Below are 16318 nucleotides of genomic sequence, written 5' to 3'. Positions count from 1 at the left end.
CCATGACTCAGATCGATATGGTGCCGGTCAAACCGACCACCGCGATCGTCGGCGAGGCCGACACCGACCTGTCGAAGGGCCGAAACCGGTCGACGTGGTTCCGGCTGCTGGTCAACGACCGCGTCGCCGCAGTTGCGGCCTGCGTGCTCGGCCTGGTGTTCCTCACCGCCGCGTTCGGGCCGATGCTCGTGGGCGACCTCGCCACCGACATCGACCTGGACAACTCAAACCAGGCACCCTTCACCCTGTCCCACGGCTGGGCGAACATCCTCGGCACCGACCCGCTGGGCCGCAGCATGCTGGCCCGGCTCATCGTCGCCAGCCAGACCACGCTCTCGGTGGCGATCCCCGCGGTGGTGATCTCGGCGGTGATCGGCTCGGCCGTCGGCATGTGGGCCGGCTACCACCGCGGCTGGCGCGAGACCATCGCGATGCGCGTCGCCGACGTCATCATGAGCTTTCCGTCCCTGCTGCTCGCCGTCGTGGTGCTCTACGTGTTCTCCCCGAGCGCCGCGAACATCGTGCTGGTGCTGGCGATCACCCGCATCCCCGTCTACCTGCGCACCGCCCGCGCCGAGTCGGCCGAGCTGCAGAGCCGGCTCTTCGTCGACGCCGCAAGGACATTCGGGGCCAGCGCGCACTCCATCATCTGGCGCCACGTGCTGCCCATCGTGCTGCCGACACTGCTGACGGTCGCGACGCTCGACTTCTGCTACGTGATGCTCGCCGAGAGCTCGCTGAGCTTCCTGGGCATCGGCATCCAGCCGCCCGACATCAGCTGGGGCCTGATGGTGTCGCAGGGCCGCACCTACCTGCACACCGCGTGGTGGCTGTCGTTCTTCCCCGGCCTCGCCATCGTCATCACCACGGTGTCGGCCACCATCCTGGCCGCCTGGGCGCGCATCGCCACCGATCCCGCCCAGCGGTGGCGGCTGACCGTCCCGCAGAAGAAACTGTCCGGCTTCACCAAGCGTGCAAAGGCACTTTCATGACCGCTGTCGCAGACCATCCTCCGCTCGACAAGGTCGACGCCGACCCGGCGCTCGAAGTCGACGGCCTCACGGTCGACATCCGCACCATCACCGGCACCGTCCGCGCCGTCGACGACGTGACGTTCTCCGCCCACCGCGGCGAGACGCTGGCGCTGCTCGGTGAATCCGGCTGCGGCAAGTCGATGACCGCCACCGCGCTCGTCGGCCTGCTCGAACCCGTCGCCGAGGTGGTGGCCGGCTCCGCCCGCCTCGGCGACGACGACCTGCTTGCCGTTGACCGCAAGACGCGGCGCAGGCTGGCGGGCACCGAGCTGGCGATCGTCTTCCAGGACGCACTGACCGCGCTGAACCCGCTCTACACCGTGGGCACTCAGCTGTCCGAGCCCTTCCGTATCCACGAGGGCATGAGCGCCAAGGACGCCAGGCGCAAGGCGGTGGAGCTGATGGCGCGGGTCGGCATCCCGCAGCCGGAGTCGCGGCTGAACTCCTACCCGCACCAGTTCTCCGGCGGCATGCGGCAGCGGCTGCTCATCGCGATGGCCGTGGCGCTCAACCCGACCGTACTGATCGCCGACGAACCCACCACCGCCCTGGACGTCACCGTGCAGGCGCAGATCATGGCGCTGCTGCGGGACCTGCGCGCCGAGTTCCACATGGCGGTCGTCCTGATCACCCACGACCTCGCGCTGGTGGCCGAGGAGGCCGACCGGGTGGCGGTGATGTACGCCGGCAACATCGTCGAGACCGGGCCCGTCGCCGAGGTGTTCGCCGACCCGCGGCACCCCTACACCAAGGGGCTGCTCGACTCGGTGCCCGTCAACGCGGTCCGCGGCGAGGCGCTCAAGTCGATCGGCGGGTCGCCGCCGGACCTGCACTCCATCCCCGAGGGCTGCGTGTACCAGGCGCGCTGCCCGATCGCCCGCGACGTCTGCGTCACCACCCGCCCGGCACTCGCAGCCACCGGCAGCGGCCGCGCCGCAGCGTGCCACTTCCCGGAGGAGGTCCGAAATGCCTGACACCGCAACGGACGGCCAGCTGCTGACCGTCCGCGATCTCCGCAAGACCTTCCGCGTGCCCGGCGGCGGCAAGAACCGGCTGTGCGCGCTTGACGGGATCAACCTCGACCTCGCTCGCGGCGAGACGCACGGCCTGGTCGGCGAATCCGGTTGCGGGAAGTCGACTCTCGCGCGCACGCTGATGATGCTCGAGCGCCCCGACTCGGGCACCGTGACGTTCGACGGCGTCGATCCGTTCGGGCTGCGCGGCAAGGACCTGCTGAAGTTCCGCCGCCGCGTGCAGATGGTGTTCCAGGATCCCTACGCGTCGCTGAACTCCCGCATGTCGGCGGGCGACATCATCGCCGAGCCGTGGCGCACCCACAAGTCGCTGCACCCGAACCGCAAGGACCGCGACATGCGGGTGCGCGGCCTGCTCGACCTCGTCGGGCTGGGCGCCAAGGCCGCGGGCAAGTTCCCGCAGGAGTTCTCCGGCGGGCAGCGCCAGCGCATCGGCATCGCCAGGGCGCTCGCACTCGACCCGGACGTGATCATCTGCGACGAACCGGTGTCCGCGCTCGACCTGTCGGTGCAGGCGCAGGTGCTCAACCTGCTCAACGATCTGCAGGATCAGCTCGGCATCTCCTACGTGTTCATCAGCCACGACCTGTCGGTGGTGCGGCACGTAGCGGACCGGGTCGCGGTGATGTACCTCGGCCGCATCGTCGAGAATGGCCCCACCGAGGCGGTTTTCGACCGGCCCAGCCACCCGTACACCGCCGCGCTGATGTCCGCGGCGCCGAAGCTCGACGCCGCGCAGCGCGGCGAGCGGATCCTGCTCAGCGGTGAGGTGCCCTCGCCACTGAACCCGCCGTCGGGCTGCCGTTTCCGCACCAGGTGCTGGCGCGCCACCGACATCTGCGCCGAGCAGACGCCGCCGGTCGCCGCCGACCCGCGGGCCGACGGCCACACCGCGCTGTGCCACCACCCGCTGCAGTCCGAACAGAGCGGGTTGGCGACGATGTCGGCGTGAGTGTCGCCGCGTACTGCGTGATCGCCGCGGCGATCCTGTTGGCCTCCTGCATGCAGGGGTCGATCGGCTTCGGCATGGGGATGCTGGCCGCGCCGTTCGTGGCGCTCGTCGATCCGAGCCTGATCCCCGGGACGCTGATCATGCTCGCCACCCTCGTCACCATCCTGGTGGTGGCGCGCGAGCACCAGCAGATCGATCTGCAGGGCACCGGCTGGGCGCTGGCCGGCCGGGTCCCGGGAACGGTCGCCGGGGCGCTGCTGCTGGTGATGTTGCCGGACAAGGCGCTCGCGCTCGTGCTCGCGGGCGTGGTCCTCGGCGGTGTGCTGCTGACCAGTGTCGGATGGGCGCCGGTGCCACACCGGCGCAACCTGGTGCTCGCCGGTGCGGCGTCCGGCGTGCTCGGCACCGCCACCGCCATCGGCGGCCCTCCGATGGCCCTGGTCTGGCAGAAGGTGACCGGCGCCAGGCTGCGCGGCACGATGAGCGGCTTCTTCCTGGTCGGCTCGGTGCTCTCCCTCGTGGTGCTCGCCATCGGCGGGGAGATCGACCGGCATTCGGTGGTGTCCTTCCTGCTGCTGAGCCCCGCGGTGGTGATCGGCTACCTGCTGTCCCGGCTGATGAACCGGGTGCTCGACCGGCAGCGGCAGCGCTGGCTGGCGATATCCGTCTCCGCGGTGGGCGCCGTCGTGCTGATCGTCCGGCAGATCACGGGATGAAGGAGGGCGTCATGGGCGAGCCTGCCGAGCCGGCGGCCGACCGCAGGGTGAAGTCCGCGGTGCGCACCGTCGAACTGCTCGAATACCTGGCCGCCCGCCCGGACCGGCCGGCCCGCATCCGCGACATCTGCGGAGCGCTGGACATGCCGCGCAGCAGCGCCCACGCCCTGCTGCGCACGCTGGTGGCGCAGGGCTGGGTGCGGTCGGACCCGACCGGCAGCCAGTACGGCATCGGCGTCCGCGCGCTGCTCGTCGGCACGAGCTACCTCGACGCCGACCCGTACCTGCCCGTGATCGCGCCGTTCCTCGACGACCTGCGCAGCGACCTCGACGAGACGTTCCACATCGGCAGGCTCGACGGCGGTGACGTCGTGTACCTCGCGACCCGCGAATCCCGCCAGTACGTCCGAACGTCGAACAAGGTCGGCAGGAGGCTGCCGGCCTACACGTGTGCGCTCGGCAAGGCGCTGCTGGCCGAGCGGTTCGGCGCCGAACGCGACGCCCACATCCCGGCGTCGCTCTCGCCACTCACCCAGCACACCATCACCGACCGGGCGGTGCTCGACGCGTCGCTGGAGGAGGCGCGGGTGCGCGGCTACGCTACCGAGTACGAGGAGAACACCCCGGGCGTGCGGTGTTTCGCGGTGCCGCTGCGCTACGTCACGCCCGCCCAGGACGCCATCAGCGCGTCGGTGCCGCTGGAGCGTCTCACCGGCGAGCGGGAACGCGAGATCGTCGACGCGCTGCGGATGGTCTGCGACAAGGTGTCCCGGGTGGTCCGGCCGCTGGTCAACGGCGATCGATGGTTCGCAGGATGAGCGTCAAGACTGATTCGATGCCGGTATTGGTCCATGCCCCATTGGTGTTGGACACGCATAGAACGGCGATTCTAGGGTGAGGACATCATGAGCGCGCAGACCCGTACTCCCGTCGTCAATGAGATGAAGGTCGTGCCCATCGCCGGACACGACAGCATGCTGCTCAACCTCAGCGGCGCGCACGGGCCGTTCTTCACCCGGAACCTGGTGCTGCTCACCGACTCCGACGGCAACACCGGTGTCGGTGAGGTGCCCGGCGGCGAGCAGATCCGCCGCACGCTCGAAGACGCCGCCCCGCTGGTGGTCGGCTCGGCGCTGGGCGCCTACCACGCGACACTCGCCGCGATCCGGACCCGGTTCGCCGACCGGGACAGCGGCGGCCGCGGCGCGCAGACGTTCGACCTGCGGGTCACCGTGCACGCGGTCACCGCGGTCGAGTCGGCGCTGCTCGACCTGCTCGGCCAGTACCTCGACGTGCCGGTCGCGGCGCTGCTCGGCGACGGGCAGCAGCGCGATCGGGTGCAGGCGCTCGGCTACCTGTTCTTCGTGGGCGACCGTACCCGCACCGACCTCGCCTACCGGTCGGCCGCCGACGAGGACGCCGGCGCCGACGAGTGGCTGCGCATCCGCCACGACGAGGCGCTGACGCCCGAGGCGGTGGTCCGCCTGGCCGAGGCCGCCCGCGAGCGCTACGGCTTCCGCGACTTCAAGCTCAAGGGCGGCGTGCTGCCCGCACCGGATGAGGCCAAGGCCGTCATCGCCCTCGCCGACCGCTTCCCCGACGCGCGAATCACCCTCGACCCCAACGGCGGCTGGCTGCTCCAGGACGCCATCCGCACCTGCCGCGAACTGACCGACGTGCTGGCCTACGCCGAGGACCCCGTCGGACCCGAGGGCACGTTCTCCGGCCGCGAGGTGATGGCGGAGTTCAAACGCGCCACCGGTCTGCCCACCGCCACCAACATGATCGCCACCGACTGGCGCGAGATGGGGCATGCGATCCGCACCGGCGCCGTGGACATCCCGCTGGCCGACCCGCACTTCTGGACCATGAACGGCTCGGTGCGCGTCGCGCAGCTGTGCGATGCCTGGGGCCTGACGTGGGGGTCGCACTCCAACAACCACTTCGACGTGTCGCTGGCGATGTTCACCCACGTCGCTGCCGCCGCGCCCGGCGAGATCACCGCGATCGACACGCACTGGATCTGGCAGGACGGCCAGCGGATCACCAAGGCGCCGTTCACGATCGCCGACGGCTACCTCACCGTGCCGGACCGCCCCGGGCTCGGCGTCGACATCGACCACGACGCCGTGGCCGCCGCCCACGAGCTGTACCTTAGCGAAGGCCTCGGCGCCCGCGACGACGCGGCGGCCATGCAGTTCCTCCTCCCGGGCTGGACCTTCGACAGCAAGCGCCCAGCGCTCGACCGATGAGGCGCGGATGAAGGTCGTCGTCGGCGACACCAACCTCGCCCCGCACCGCGACCGGTTCGAAGCCGCACTGCCCGACGGTGTCAGCGTGTGCTGGCCCGACGGTGCGGTCGCCGGCGAGCTGGTCGATGCCGAGGTCTTCGTCGGCGGCCGGTTCAGCGCGGAGCTGGCCGCCGCTGCCCCGAAACTGCGGCTGGTGCACGCCGCGGGTGCGGGCACCGACAAGATCGACTTCGATGCCCTGTCGCCGGAAACGTTGGTGGCGAACACGTTCCACCACGAACAGTCGATGGCAGAGTTCGTCGTCGCCGCATCGGTGATGCTGCGGCGGCACTTCCTCGAGCAGGACCGGGCCCTGCGCACCGGCCGATGGGCGACCTCGGTGTACGACCGCTCGATCGCTCAGCCCTCCTCGCTGCGGGGCGCCAGGATCGGCTTCGTCGGCTTCGGCCACATCGGCCGCCGAAGCTGGGAGCTGTTCCGCGCGTTCGGCGCCGACGGCGCTGCCATCACCGGCCGCGGCAATCTCGACGCGGCCGCCGAGGGACTCCGATGGGCGGCGGGCACCGACCGGCTCACCGACCTGATGGCCGAGTCCGACGTCGTCGTCGTCTCGGCCCCGCTGACCGAACAGACCGTGGGCATGGTCGGCGCCGCCGAACTCGCCGCGCTCGGGCCGCACGGTGTGCTCATCAACGTCGGACGCGGGCCGCTCGTCGTCGAACACGATCTGTACGAGGCGCTCTCGTCTCAGGCCATCGCCGCCGCCGCCGTCGATGTCTGGTACCGGTACCCCGATGCCACGGGTTACGGCGCCCCCAGCGCGCTGCCGTTCGCCGACCTGCCCAATGTGCTGATGACGCCGCACTCCTCGGGCGTCACCCGCGACACCTTCACCGGCCGGGCCGACGACATCGCCGACAACATCGGCAGGCTGCACCGCGGCGAGCCGCTGCACAACCTCGTCGCCCGCTGAGAGGCGGCCTGGTTTTTGCGTCCAGGGTCGTTGTGTCGGCGAATCAACAGCCCTGGACGCAATAACCGCGTCCACAACCCCCGTCAGCCGGACAGGCTCCACTTCTCGGCGACCCGCCGCAGGCCCTGCTCGGTGAGGCGGCCGAACAGCCGCAACCGGGCCATCCCGCCGTCGGGGAAGATGTCCAGCCGGGCCTGGGTGACCGGCCGGTCGTCGCCGATGACGAAGCGGTGCCGGGTGTCGGGCTGCAACTCGGTGCGCGGCAGCAGTTCGAACCACTCGCCGTCGGGATCGTCGCGGCCACGCAGCGTCGCGGCCCCCGGCGCGTTGCCGAGGAAGTAGGACGTGTCGAGTTCGGCGAAGTCGAGCACCCCGTGGCCGCCGAGCTGGACCTCCACCCAGTCGTTGCCTGCGTCGCGGCGGCGCGAGGTCTCCCAGCCGTCGCCCATGTGCCGGGCGGTGCCCGGTAGCAGCAGGTTGTTCGGCGAGCTGTAGAACATGTTGGAACACGCAGTGATCCGGCCGCCGTTCTCCAATGCGGCGAGGTCCAGCGGCAACTCCGCGTACTGCGGGTCGAGCAGTCCCTCGCCGTGCACCCGCAGCCGCGCCACCCCGCCGTCGGGATAGATGGTCAGCCGCACGTGGGTCCACCGCCGGGATGTGGCGACCGGGAACAGGTTCCGGGTGTCGCCGTCGACGCCGGTGCGTTCCACGATCGTGGTCCAGTGCGTGTTGTCGACGAGCTCGGACACCGACGGATGGCCGTAGACGAACGCCGCCTCGACCGAGACCTCCGGCGGATAATTGCCGGTGAAGCATGCCGTGTCGACCACCACACCGCGCACGATCCCGGGCACCCCGAGCCGCACGATCGCCGCGTCGTGCGCCTCCGGGCCGGCGTCGCGCCGCCTGCGGGTCTCCCACCCGTCGTAGACCTGCCCCTTATGGCCGAACGTGGCGGGCCGGTACGTCGCCGGGCCCGGCGTGATCAGGTTCTCCTTCTCGGCGAACAGATCGTCGTTGGCCCACACCACCGCCCCGCCCGCCGAGCGCACGGCCAGATCGGGCAGCGAGAGGAAGTGCGACTGCGACACGGGGCCGGACGGGGTGCTCACGCACCGAGACTAGGGCAGTGGCCTACCAGTTGTGGTAGCCGCCTTCGGGTCCCAGCATGCGTTCCAGGCGGCTGCGGTTGATGCGGGCGAGCTCGTTGCGCACCACCTTGCGCTCGGTGTCGACGTCGTTGTGCAGCCGGTCGGCCATCGCGGCGAGCACGTCCGCCGTGTCGAAGCCGTTGACGTACATCACGAAGCCGAAGCCGAACTGCTGCTCGTAGTCGCGCGCCTGCGCGTCCAGTTGCGCCATCACCTCGGGCCGCTCGTCCCAGATCGCGCACTGCTCACACTGTGACCGTGCGCTGCGCGGCCGCCGGCCAATGCTCGGATACGCCTGCAGGATCGAGTCGATGGACACCTCGGCCATCGCGAACAGCAGCGCGTCGGCCTGCCGGAACAGTGCGTCGTGGTTGCGATAGGGCCGGTCGCGCGCCAGGTCGGCGGCCAGCGACACGCTGCCGCAGCACTCGTAGACCGCGTGCACCGCCCGGCGCTGCGGCATCGCGTTGTAGGCGTCGAGTCCGATGCCCTGGTGCATCAGCATGTGCCCCATGGTCCAGCGGCGATGGGACGGTGGCGTTACGCCGTGTTACGCGCAGGCAAATTCCGCGGCGCCTCGGTCAGTGGCCCTGGGCCTTGAAGCGCTCCACCGAACGCTGCACCTCGGCCTCGGCCTCCTCGCGGCCCACCCAGTTGGAGGCCTTCACGAACTTGCCCGGCTCGAGGTCCTTGTAGTGCACGAAGAAGTGCTCGATCGCCTTGAGCTCGAAGTCGTCGATGTCACCGAGGTCGCGGATGTGCTCCCAGCGCGGATCGCCCGCCGGCACGCACAGCACCTTGTCGTCGCCGCCTGCCTCGTCGGTCATCTGGAACATGGCGACCGGCCGCGCGTCCAGCGCCGCGCCGGGGAACAGCGACTCGGGCAGCAGCACCAGCGCGTCGAGCGGGTCGCCGTCCTCACCGAGGGTGTCCTCGATGAATCCGTAGTCGGTGGGGTAGCCGAACGCGGTGTAGAGGTAGCGGTCGAGCTTGACCTTCCCGGTCTCGTGGTCGACCTCGTACTTGTTGCGCGATCCCTTGGGGATCTCGATGACGACCTCGAACTCCACGGCCCGGCTCCTTCTCACGTCGTTTGCGATGCGGGGCGTCGTGACGACGACGCGGGACAACCCTAATGGAGCGGATACCCTCGTTGATGAGGTGCCCGGGGGGTGCCTGCCGGTGAGCTCACCGGGGCGAGTAGTGGCGAAGGCAGGAACCACGGACGTGATGCGGCCCGCGCGGTGGAAGCGCTCCACCCATGTGGTGATCGGGGCGGCGGTGCTGTTGCTGGTCGCCGCCGTCGTCGCCGTGGCCGGCGTGCTCACCGCGGGCCGCGGCGGTGAGGCCCAGGCCGCCAAACCGCTGCCCACCCCCGTCACCGCCGACCCGGCGATCAAGCCGGTCGCCGACGACGCACCCCGGCCCACGGCACGCGGGATGGCCGCCGCACTGGCCCGCGCGCTGGCCAACCCGGACCTCGGGAACTTCACCGGCCGCATCACCGACGCCCTCACCGGCGAAGAGGTGTGGGCCAGGGGCGCCGACATCCCGATGCAGCCCGCCTCGACGAACAAGACGCTGACCGCGGCCGCCGCGCTGCTGACCCTGGACCGCGAGGCCCGCCTGACCACCACCGTGGTCGCGGGCGACCAGCAGCGCGACCGGGGGCTGGTGGTGCTCAAAGGCGGCGGCGACCCGACCCTCTCGGCGGCGCCCGAGGGCACCGACACCTGGTACAAGGACGCCGCCCGCATCACCGACCTGGCCGCGCAGGTGCGCCGCAGCGGCATCAACATCACCGCCGTCCAGGTCGACGTCAGCGCCTACAGCGGACCCGACATGGCGGTCGGCTGGGACCCGCTCGACATCCCCGGCGGCGACATCGCGCCGATGGCGCCGGTGATGCTCGACGCCGGCCGCACCCAGCCGGTCAGCGTCGAGTCGCGGCGGTCGATTACACCGGCGCTGGACGCAGGCCGGGCCCTGGCGACCGCGCTCGACATCGACCCGGCCATGGTGAGCGTGCGGCCGACGCCCTACACCGGCGGCAAGCAGATCGCCGCCGTGCAGTCCCCGCCGCTGATGGAGAGGCTGCGCACCATGATGAACGCGTCGGACAACGTGATGGCCGAGGCCATCGGGCGCGAGGTCGCCGCCCAGGTCGACGAGCCGCAGAGCTTCGACGGCGCCGCGCGGGCCGTCCTGAACCAGCTGGAGGAGGCCGGTGTCGACACCCGGCGCGCCGTGCTCGAGGACTCCAGCGGGCTGTCCGTCGACGACCGGCTCACCGCGCTGACCCTCGACGACGTCGTCGCCGTCGCGACCGGCGACGACCAGCCGAAACTGCGGCCGCTGGTCGACCTGCTGCCGATCGCCGGCGGCAGCGGCACCCTGTCCAACCGCTACCTCGACACCGTCGAGGGCCGCGCCGCCGCGGGCTGGCTGCGCGCCAAGACGGGCTCGCTCACCGGAACCAACTCACTCGCCGGCATCGTCACCGACGCCAGCGGCCGCGTCCTGACGTTCGCGCTGATGTCCAACAACGCAGGCCCGACCGGCCGCACCGCGCTCGACGCGTTCGCGGCCACCCTGCGCACCTGCGGGTGCACGAGATGAGCGGCGCCGAACTCACCGTCGGCCGCGCCGTCGACTGGCAGTTCGCCGCGACCGTCGGCGCGAAGCTCGCCCGGCCCGGCCCGGTCACCACCGACTACACCCGCCGCCAGGCCGTCGACCAGCTGGCCGCCGCCGCCCGCGAGGCCGAACTGCCGGTGCGGGAGGTGACCGGACTGAACGAGGGGCAGGCCGTCACCGAGGCCCGCATCGTCGACCGCGCGCAGTGGGTCCGCGCGGCCACCGGCTCCATGCGGGTGATGACCGGCGGCGGCGACGCACCACGCGGATTCGTCTCCGGACACGTGACGGGCGCGCAGACCGGGGCGGTGCTGGCGTTCATCTCCTCCGGGATCCTGGGTCAGTACGACCCCTTCGCGTCCGGCGGTGGCGAGCTCCTGCTGGTGTGGCCGAACGTGATCGCCGTCGAGCGGCAGCTGCGGGTATCGCCCAACGACTTCCGGTTGTGGGTGTGTCTGCACGAGGTCACCCACCGGGTGCAGTTCCGGGCCAACCCCTGGCTGGCCGACCACATGTCGCAGTCCCTGGCCGTGCTCACCCAGGACGCCGGCGAGGACGTCACCGAGGTGGTCGGCCGGCTCGCCGAGTTCGTCCGGGCCAGGCGCAACGGGGCCGACGACGGGCAGGACCCGAACTCCACCGGGGTGATCGGCCTGATGCGCGCGATGCAGGGCGAGCCGCAGCGCGAGGCGATGGACCGGCTGCTGGTGCTCGGCACGCTGCTCGAAGGGCACGCCGACCACGTGATGGACGCCGTCGGCCCGAAGGTGGTGCCCTCGGTGGCCACCATCAGGCGCCGGTTCGACGAGCGGCGCACCCGCAGACAGCCGCCACTGCAGCGGGTGGTGCGCGCGCTGCTCGGGGTCGACGCGAAGATGAGCCAGTACACCCGCGGCAAGGCGTTCGTCGACCACGTCGTCGGCCGCGTCGGCATGGCGCGCTTCAATACCGTCTGGTCCGGACCCGACACGCTGCCGCTGCCCGCCGAGATCGACGAACCGCAACGATGGATCGATCGGGTGCTGTAGCCGCCTTGCGGGCGGCGGTCGCGGCCTTCGCGGCCACGTACGCCACCGGCGACGAGCGGTGGTGCGTCGCACTGTCGGGCGGTCCCGACTCGCTGGCGCTGACGGCGGCGGCCGCCACGCTGAAGCCGACCACGGCGCTGATCGTCGATCACGGGCTCCAACCCGATTCCGCGCGGATCGCCGACACCGCCGGCGAACAGGCGCTGCGCCTGGGATGCGTTGACGCACAAGTGCTTCGCGTCGACGTCGGCTCCGCGGGCGGGCCGGAAGCGGCGGCACGGTCAGCGCGCTACACAGCGCTGGAGTCGGCTCGTGACGCGAAGCCGGTGCTGCTCGGCCACACCCTCGACGACCAGGCCGAGACGGTGCTGCTCGGTCTCGGCAGAGGCTCCGGCGCCCGTTCGATCGCCGGGATAAGGCCGTATGACCCACCGTGGTATCGCCCGCTGCTCGCGGTCCGCCGGGCCACCACCGTGGCGGCGTGCGCCGAACTGGGGCTCACCCCGTGGCACGACCCGCACAACATCGATCCGCGCTTCACCCGCAGCCGTCTGCGCGCCGAGGTGCTGCCGCTGCTGGAGGACATCCTGAACGGCGGCGTCGCCGAAGCGCTGGCACGCACCGCCACCGCGCTCCGCGAGGACAACGACGCGCTGGACGACCTGGCCCGCGACGGCCTCGATGCGGTGGTCACCGAGGACGGACTGAGCACCGACGGACTGGCCGCCCTCCCGGAGGCGATCAGACGCCGGGTGATCCGGCTGTGGCTGCTGGCCGGCGGCGCCTGCGGGCTCACCGACAAACAGATCCGTGGTGTCGACGCCCTGGTCACCGGCTGGCGGGGGCAGGGCGGCGTGGCGGTCGGATCGTCGCTATCGGCGCAACGGCTGGTCGCGGGGCGTCACGACGGTGCGCTGACCCTGCGTGCCGAACCGCTGCACCCCGGCTGACCCCCTTGCGCTGGTCGGCGGCCGCGGCTTCTGGCACGCTGTGGACGTGTCTTCGCAATCAGCCGAGTTGTATCCAGGGGACATCAAGTCGGTGCTGCTGTCCGAACAGCAGATCCAGGAGCGCACGGCCGAACTCGGCGCGCTGATCGCCGAGAAGTACCGCGACCACATCGGCCCCGACGGGCAGGACCTCCTGCTGGTGACGGTGCTCAAGGGCGCGGTCATGTTCGTCACCGACCTGGCCCGGTCGATCCCGCTGCCCACCCAGCTGGAATTCATGGCCGTCAGCTCCTACGGCTCGTCGACGTCGTCGTCGGGCGTGGTCCGCATCCTCAAGGACCTCGACCGCGACATCAACGACCGCGACGTGCTGATCGTCGAGGACATCGTCGACTCCGGGCTGACGCTGTCGTGGCTGCTGCGCAACCTGGCCCAGCGCAGGCCGCGGTCCCTGAACGTGTGCACGCTGCTGCGCAAACCCGACGCCGTGCGCGCCGACGTCGAGATGGCCTACGTCGGCTTCGACATCCCGAACGAGTTCGTTGTCGGCTACGGCCTCGACTACGCGGAGCGATACCGCGACCTGCCCTACATCGGCACGCTGGACCCGAAGGTCTACGAGGGGTAGACGATGACCGGCACCGCGCTCCGGATCTGCCCGCTGTGCGAGGCCACCTGTGGTCTGACACTGACCGTCGACGACGGCGCCGTCACCGCCGCCCGCGGCGACCGCGCCGACGTGTTCAGCGCCGGCTACCTGTGCCCGAAGGGCGCCGGCTTCCCCGAACTCGACAACGATCCCGACCGGCTCACCGCACCGCTGGTGCGACGCGACGGCGACCTGGTGGAGACCACCTGGGCCGAGGCGTTCGCGGTGGTCGCCGACCGGCTGAGCGAGGTGCTGCGTGAGCACGGCGGCCCGTCGGTGGCGGTGTACTTCGGCAACCCGAGCGCGCACAGCATCGCGGGCGCGCTCTACGTCCCGCTGCTCGTCAAGGCGCTCGGCACCCGGCAGGTGTACTCGGCGAGCACGCTCGACCAGATGCCCAAGCACGTCTCGGTCGGCCATCTGTTCGGCAATCCGATCGCCTTCCCGGTGCCCGACCTCGACCGCACCGACCACCTGGTGATCATCGGCGCGAACCCGTTGGTCTCCAATGGAAGTGTCACCACCGCAGCCGATTTCGGCGGCAAGCTGAAGGCGCTGCGCAAACGCGGCGGAACGCTGACCGTCATCGACCCGGCGCGCACCCGCACCGCCGAACTCGCCGACCGCCACCTCGCCCCGCGGCCGGGCACCGACGCCGCGCTGCTGATGGCCGTCGTGCACGTGCTGTTCGACGAGGAGCTGACCACGCCCGAACCCGCCGGCCTCGTCGCCGGCGTCGACCAGGTCCGTGCGCTGGCCGCCGACTTCGCACCGGAGGCCGTCGCCGCGCATTGCGGTGTGGCCGCCGACGAGATCCGCGCGCTGGCCCGCGACATCGCCGCCGCGCCGAGCGCCGCCGTGTACGGCCGCCTCGGCACCTCGACCGTCGAATTCGGCACCCTCGCCAGCTGGCTCGTCGACGTGATCAACATCCTCACCGGCAACCTCGACCGGCCCGGCGGCGTGATGTTCCCGCAGTCGCCGGTGTCCTCGGCGCCGCGGCCGCACCGGCCGGGCCGCGGCTTCCGCACCGGCCGCTGGCACAGCCGGGTGTCCGGGCATCCCGAGGCGCTGTCCGAACTGCCCGCCACCGCGCTGGCCGAGGAGATCGAGACGCCCGGCGACGGCCAGGTGCGGGCGCTGATCACCGTGGCGGGCAATCCCGTGCTGTCCGCACCCGACGGCGACCGGCTGAGCCGCGCCCTCGACGGCGTCGGCTTCATGCTGAGCGTCGACCCGTACCTCAACGAGACCACCCGGCACGCCGACGTGATCCTGCCGCCACCGCCGCCGTCGCGGACCGCCCACTTCGACGTCGCGCTGAACAACCTGGCGGTCCGCAACACCGCGCGGTACTCGCCGCCCGCGCTGCCGCTGCCCGACGGCAGGCCCGGCGAAGTCGAGATCATCGCCCGGCTCGCGCTGATCCTGTACGGGCTCGCGCCCGACGGCGACCCCGCACTCGTCGACGAGCAGGTGATCGCGACCACGCTGGGCAGAGAGACCGCCGACCCCGACTCACCGGTCGCCGGCCGCGACGCCGCCGAGCTGACGGCCATGCTGACAGCCGGCCCGGGTTACGAACGCCGCCTCGACATGATGCTGCGGCTCGGCCCCTACGGCGACGCGTTCGGCGCCCGCCCCGACGGGCTGACGCTCGACCGGCTCAGGGCCAACCCGCACGGCATCGACCTCGGGCCGCTGCGGCCGCGGCTGACCGAGGTGCTGCGCACCCCGTCGGGCAAGGTCGAACTCGCACCCGAGCCCTTCGCCGCCGACGTCGGCCGGCTGCTGCACTCGCTGCAACGCCGCGACGCGGACTTCGTCCTGATCGGCCGCAGGCACCTGCGCTCCAACAACAGCTGGATGCACAACCTGCCCGCGCTCGCCGGCGGCACCAACCGCTGCACGCTGCAGATCCACCCGGCCGACGCCGCCGAACTCGGGCTCACCGGCTCCGCGGTGATCAAGGGGCCCGGCGGCGAGGTGGAGGCGCCGGTCGAGATGTTCGACGGTCTGCGCCGCGGCGTGGTGTCGCTACCGCACGGCTGGGGTCACGACGTGCTCGGCACCCGGCTGACCGTCGCCGCCGTGCGCCCGGGCGTCAACGTCAACCGACTGAACGACGGTGCGGTGCTCGACCCACTCTCGGGCACCGCGGTGCTCAACGGCATCCCCGTCGACATCAGTCCTGCGGGTTAGGACAGCTCCCACACCACGGTCACCGTGAAGCCGACGGACTGCTGACCCGGCTCCAGCGGCACCGACTCCATGGCCGCGCGCGGCGCCTGCATCGGCACCGGTGGTGTCTCGCCGGCCACCTCGGAGATCGAGACGACGTCGCCGAGATCGAGTCCGGAGAGGTCGGCGTACTGCTCGGCGCGGCTCCTTGCGTCCTCGAACGCCCGCGCCCGCGCGTCGCGGATGAACTGCGAGTCGTCCTCGATCGAGTAGTTCACCGAGTTGATCCGCGCGGCGTCGCCGCCGGTGCTGACGATCAGCGCCAGCGCCTGCGACGCCGCGCCGAGGTCGCGGATCTTGACGTCGAGCGAGTTGCTGGCCCGGTAGCCGGCGATGTCGACGCTGTCCGGGCCGAACTGCGGCTGCAGGCTGACCTGCGTGGTGTTGATGTCCTTGCGCTCGATGCCCGCGTCGACGAGGGCGTTGATGACGGCCTGCTGCCGGTCACTGGACTGGTTCATCGCACTGGTGACGTCGGGCGCGATGAACTCCATGGAGACGTTGGCGGTCAACAGGTCCGGGGTGCCCTGCACCTGCCCGGCGCCGACCACGGTGACCTGACGGGAGTCGGTGTTCGCCGGCGCGGCGGGGCCCGCCGTGGCGTCGCAGGCCGACAGCGCTCCGACGGTCAGCGCGGCGGCGGCGAGGGTGGTCAACAGGGTCTTCGCGCGCACGGCGATCGGCATGCCTGGCACCCT

The 16318-nt window shown here is 71.3% G+C and carries 16 protein-coding genes; 12 read left to right on the top strand and 4 right to left on the bottom strand.

Annotation, left to right across the window (positions count from 1 at the left end):
* The first annotated feature begins 2 nt into the window (after positions 1–2).
* From O6P37_RS05265 to O6P37_RS05235, 7 genes are all read left to right on the top strand, one after another.
* Positions 3–992 (top strand): ABC transporter permease, encoded by a 990-nt coding sequence (locus O6P37_RS05265; RefSeq protein ID WP_269893037.1) that lies wholly within the window; start codon positions 3–5, stop codon positions 990–992.
* Positions 989–2008: an ABC transporter ATP-binding protein gene (locus O6P37_RS05260; RefSeq protein ID WP_269893036.1), complete on the top strand. Its 1020-nt coding sequence runs from the start codon at positions 989–991 to the stop codon at positions 2006–2008. The genes O6P37_RS05265 and O6P37_RS05260 overlap by 4 nt, the downstream gene beginning before the upstream one ends.
* Complete coding sequence (locus O6P37_RS05255) at positions 2001–3020, top strand: ABC transporter ATP-binding protein (protein WP_269893035.1); 1020 nt, start codon at positions 2001–2003, stop codon at positions 3018–3020. Before O6P37_RS05260 ends, O6P37_RS05255 begins: the two co-directional genes overlap by 8 nt.
* Entirely contained in the window at positions 3017–3736 is a 720-nt protein-coding gene (locus O6P37_RS05250) for a sulfite exporter TauE/SafE family protein (protein WP_264016176.1), read from the top strand. Before O6P37_RS05255 ends, O6P37_RS05250 begins: the two co-directional genes overlap by 4 nt.
* Before the next feature lie 11 nt (positions 3737–3747).
* Positions 3748–4554, top strand: a complete 807-nt coding sequence (locus tag O6P37_RS05245; RefSeq protein ID WP_269893034.1) for an IclR family transcriptional regulator — start codon at positions 3748–3750, stop codon at positions 4552–4554.
* Positions 4555–4641: 87 nt separating this feature from the next.
* On the top strand, positions 4642–5988 hold the full coding sequence (gene gudD / locus O6P37_RS05240) for a glucarate dehydratase (RefSeq protein ID WP_269893033.1): 1347 nt from the start codon (positions 4642–4644) through the stop codon (positions 5986–5988).
* A 7-nt stretch (positions 5989–5995) separates the two neighbouring features.
* Complete coding sequence (locus tag O6P37_RS05235) at positions 5996–6961, top strand: 2-hydroxyacid dehydrogenase (RefSeq protein ID WP_269893032.1); 966 nt, start codon at positions 5996–5998, stop codon at positions 6959–6961.
* Between the two features lie 83 nt (positions 6962–7044).
* Here O6P37_RS05235 and alc read toward each other — a convergent pair whose 3' ends face one another.
* The 3 genes from alc to O6P37_RS05220 all read right to left on the bottom strand — a co-directional run bounded on the left by alc (position 7045) and on the right by O6P37_RS05220 (position 9185).
* Positions 7045–8076: an allantoicase gene (gene alc / locus O6P37_RS05230; protein ID WP_408633102.1), complete on the bottom strand. Its 1032-nt coding sequence runs from the start codon at positions 8074–8076 to the stop codon at positions 7045–7047.
* Between the two features lie 22 nt (positions 8077–8098).
* Complete coding sequence (locus tag O6P37_RS05225; protein WP_269893031.1) at positions 8099–8620, bottom strand: 2-oxo-4-hydroxy-4-carboxy-5-ureidoimidazoline decarboxylase; 522 nt, start codon at positions 8618–8620, stop codon at positions 8099–8101.
* Between the two features lie 76 nt (positions 8621–8696).
* Positions 8697–9185, bottom strand: a complete 489-nt coding sequence (locus tag O6P37_RS05220) for an inorganic diphosphatase (RefSeq protein WP_264016181.1) — start codon at positions 9183–9185, stop codon at positions 8697–8699.
* A gap of 160 nt (positions 9186–9345) precedes the next feature.
* Here O6P37_RS05220 and dacB point away from each other — a divergent pair, with 160 nt between their 5' ends.
* The 5 genes from dacB to O6P37_RS05195 are packed head-to-tail and all read left to right on the top strand — an operon-like array spanning position 9346 to position 15581.
* Positions 9346–10734 carry a D-alanyl-D-alanine carboxypeptidase/D-alanyl-D-alanine endopeptidase gene (dacB, locus tag O6P37_RS05215; protein WP_269893176.1) on the top strand — a complete coding sequence of 463 codons (1389 nt, stop codon included), beginning with the start codon at positions 9346–9348 and terminating at the stop codon, positions 10732–10734.
* Positions 10731–11780 carry a zinc-dependent metalloprotease gene (locus tag O6P37_RS05210; RefSeq protein WP_269893030.1) on the top strand — a complete coding sequence of 350 codons (1050 nt, stop codon included), beginning with the start codon at positions 10731–10733 and terminating at the stop codon, positions 11778–11780. The genes dacB and O6P37_RS05210 overlap by 4 nt, the downstream gene beginning before the upstream one ends.
* Entirely contained in the window at positions 11759–12730 is a 972-nt protein-coding gene (gene tilS, locus O6P37_RS05205; RefSeq protein ID WP_269893029.1) for a tRNA lysidine(34) synthetase TilS, read from the top strand. The genes O6P37_RS05210 and tilS overlap by 22 nt, the downstream gene beginning before the upstream one ends.
* Positions 12705–13358: a hypoxanthine phosphoribosyltransferase gene (gene hpt, locus O6P37_RS05200; protein WP_269893028.1), complete on the top strand. Its 654-nt coding sequence runs from the start codon at positions 12705–12707 to the stop codon at positions 13356–13358. The genes tilS and hpt overlap by 26 nt, the downstream gene beginning before the upstream one ends.
* A 3-nt stretch (positions 13359–13361) precedes the next feature.
* Positions 13362–15581: a molybdopterin-dependent oxidoreductase gene (locus O6P37_RS05195; RefSeq protein ID WP_269893027.1), complete on the top strand. Its 2220-nt coding sequence runs from the start codon at positions 13362–13364 to the stop codon at positions 15579–15581.
* Here O6P37_RS05195 and O6P37_RS05190 read toward each other — a convergent pair.
* The gene (locus O6P37_RS05190; protein ID WP_269893026.1) at positions 15578–16306 is read right to left on the bottom strand and encodes an SIMPL domain-containing protein; all 729 of its coding nucleotides are present in this window, start codon (positions 16304–16306) and stop codon (positions 15578–15580) included. The genes O6P37_RS05195 and O6P37_RS05190 overlap by 4 nt on opposite strands.
* Positions 16307–16318 lie beyond the last annotated feature (12 nt).

The organism is Mycobacterium hippophais, assembly GCF_027529605.1.
Taxonomy (GTDB): Bacteria; Actinomycetota; Actinomycetes; order Mycobacteriales; family Mycobacteriaceae; genus Mycobacterium; species Mycobacterium arseniciresistens.
The sequence above is the reverse complement of the archived record's forward strand: the minus strand, read 5'-3'. Positions and strand labels throughout refer to the sequence as shown.

Excerpts from the sequence above, each read along its gene's own strand:
- O6P37_RS05265 (WP_269893037.1), top strand. The coding sequence starts at position 3 with ATGACTCAGATCGATATGGTGCCGGTCAAACCGACCACCGCGATCGTC.
- O6P37_RS05260 (WP_269893036.1), top strand. The coding sequence starts at position 989 with ATGACCGCTGTCGCAGACCATCCTCCGCTCGACAAGGTCGACGCCGAC.
- O6P37_RS05255 (WP_269893035.1), top strand. The coding sequence starts at position 2,001 with ATGCCTGACACCGCAACGGACGGCCAGCTGCTGACCGTCCGCGATCTC.
- O6P37_RS05245 (WP_269893034.1), top strand. The coding sequence starts at position 3,748 with ATGGGCGAGCCTGCCGAGCCGGCGGCCGACCGCAGGGTGAAGTCCGCG.
- gudD (WP_269893033.1), top strand. The coding sequence starts at position 4,642 with ATGAGCGCGCAGACCCGTACTCCCGTCGTCAATGAGATGAAGGTCGTG.
- O6P37_RS05235 (WP_269893032.1), top strand. The coding sequence starts at position 5,996 with ATGAAGGTCGTCGTCGGCGACACCAACCTCGCCCCGCACCGCGACCGG.
- O6P37_RS05225 (WP_269893031.1), bottom strand. The coding sequence starts at position 8,620 with ATGCTGATGCACCAGGGCATCGGACTCGACGCCTACAACGCGATGCCG.
- dacB (WP_269893176.1), top strand. The coding sequence starts at position 9,346 with ATGCGGCCCGCGCGGTGGAAGCGCTCCACCCATGTGGTGATCGGGGCG.
- O6P37_RS05210 (WP_269893030.1), top strand. The coding sequence starts at position 10,731 with ATGAGCGGCGCCGAACTCACCGTCGGCCGCGCCGTCGACTGGCAGTTC.
- tilS (WP_269893029.1), top strand. The coding sequence starts at position 11,759 with ATGGATCGATCGGGTGCTGTAGCCGCCTTGCGGGCGGCGGTCGCGGCC.
- O6P37_RS05195 (WP_269893027.1), top strand. The coding sequence starts at position 13,362 with ATGACCGGCACCGCGCTCCGGATCTGCCCGCTGTGCGAGGCCACCTGT.
- O6P37_RS05190 (WP_269893026.1), bottom strand. The coding sequence starts at position 16,306 with ATGCCGATCGCCGTGCGCGCGAAGACCCTGTTGACCACCCTCGCCGCC.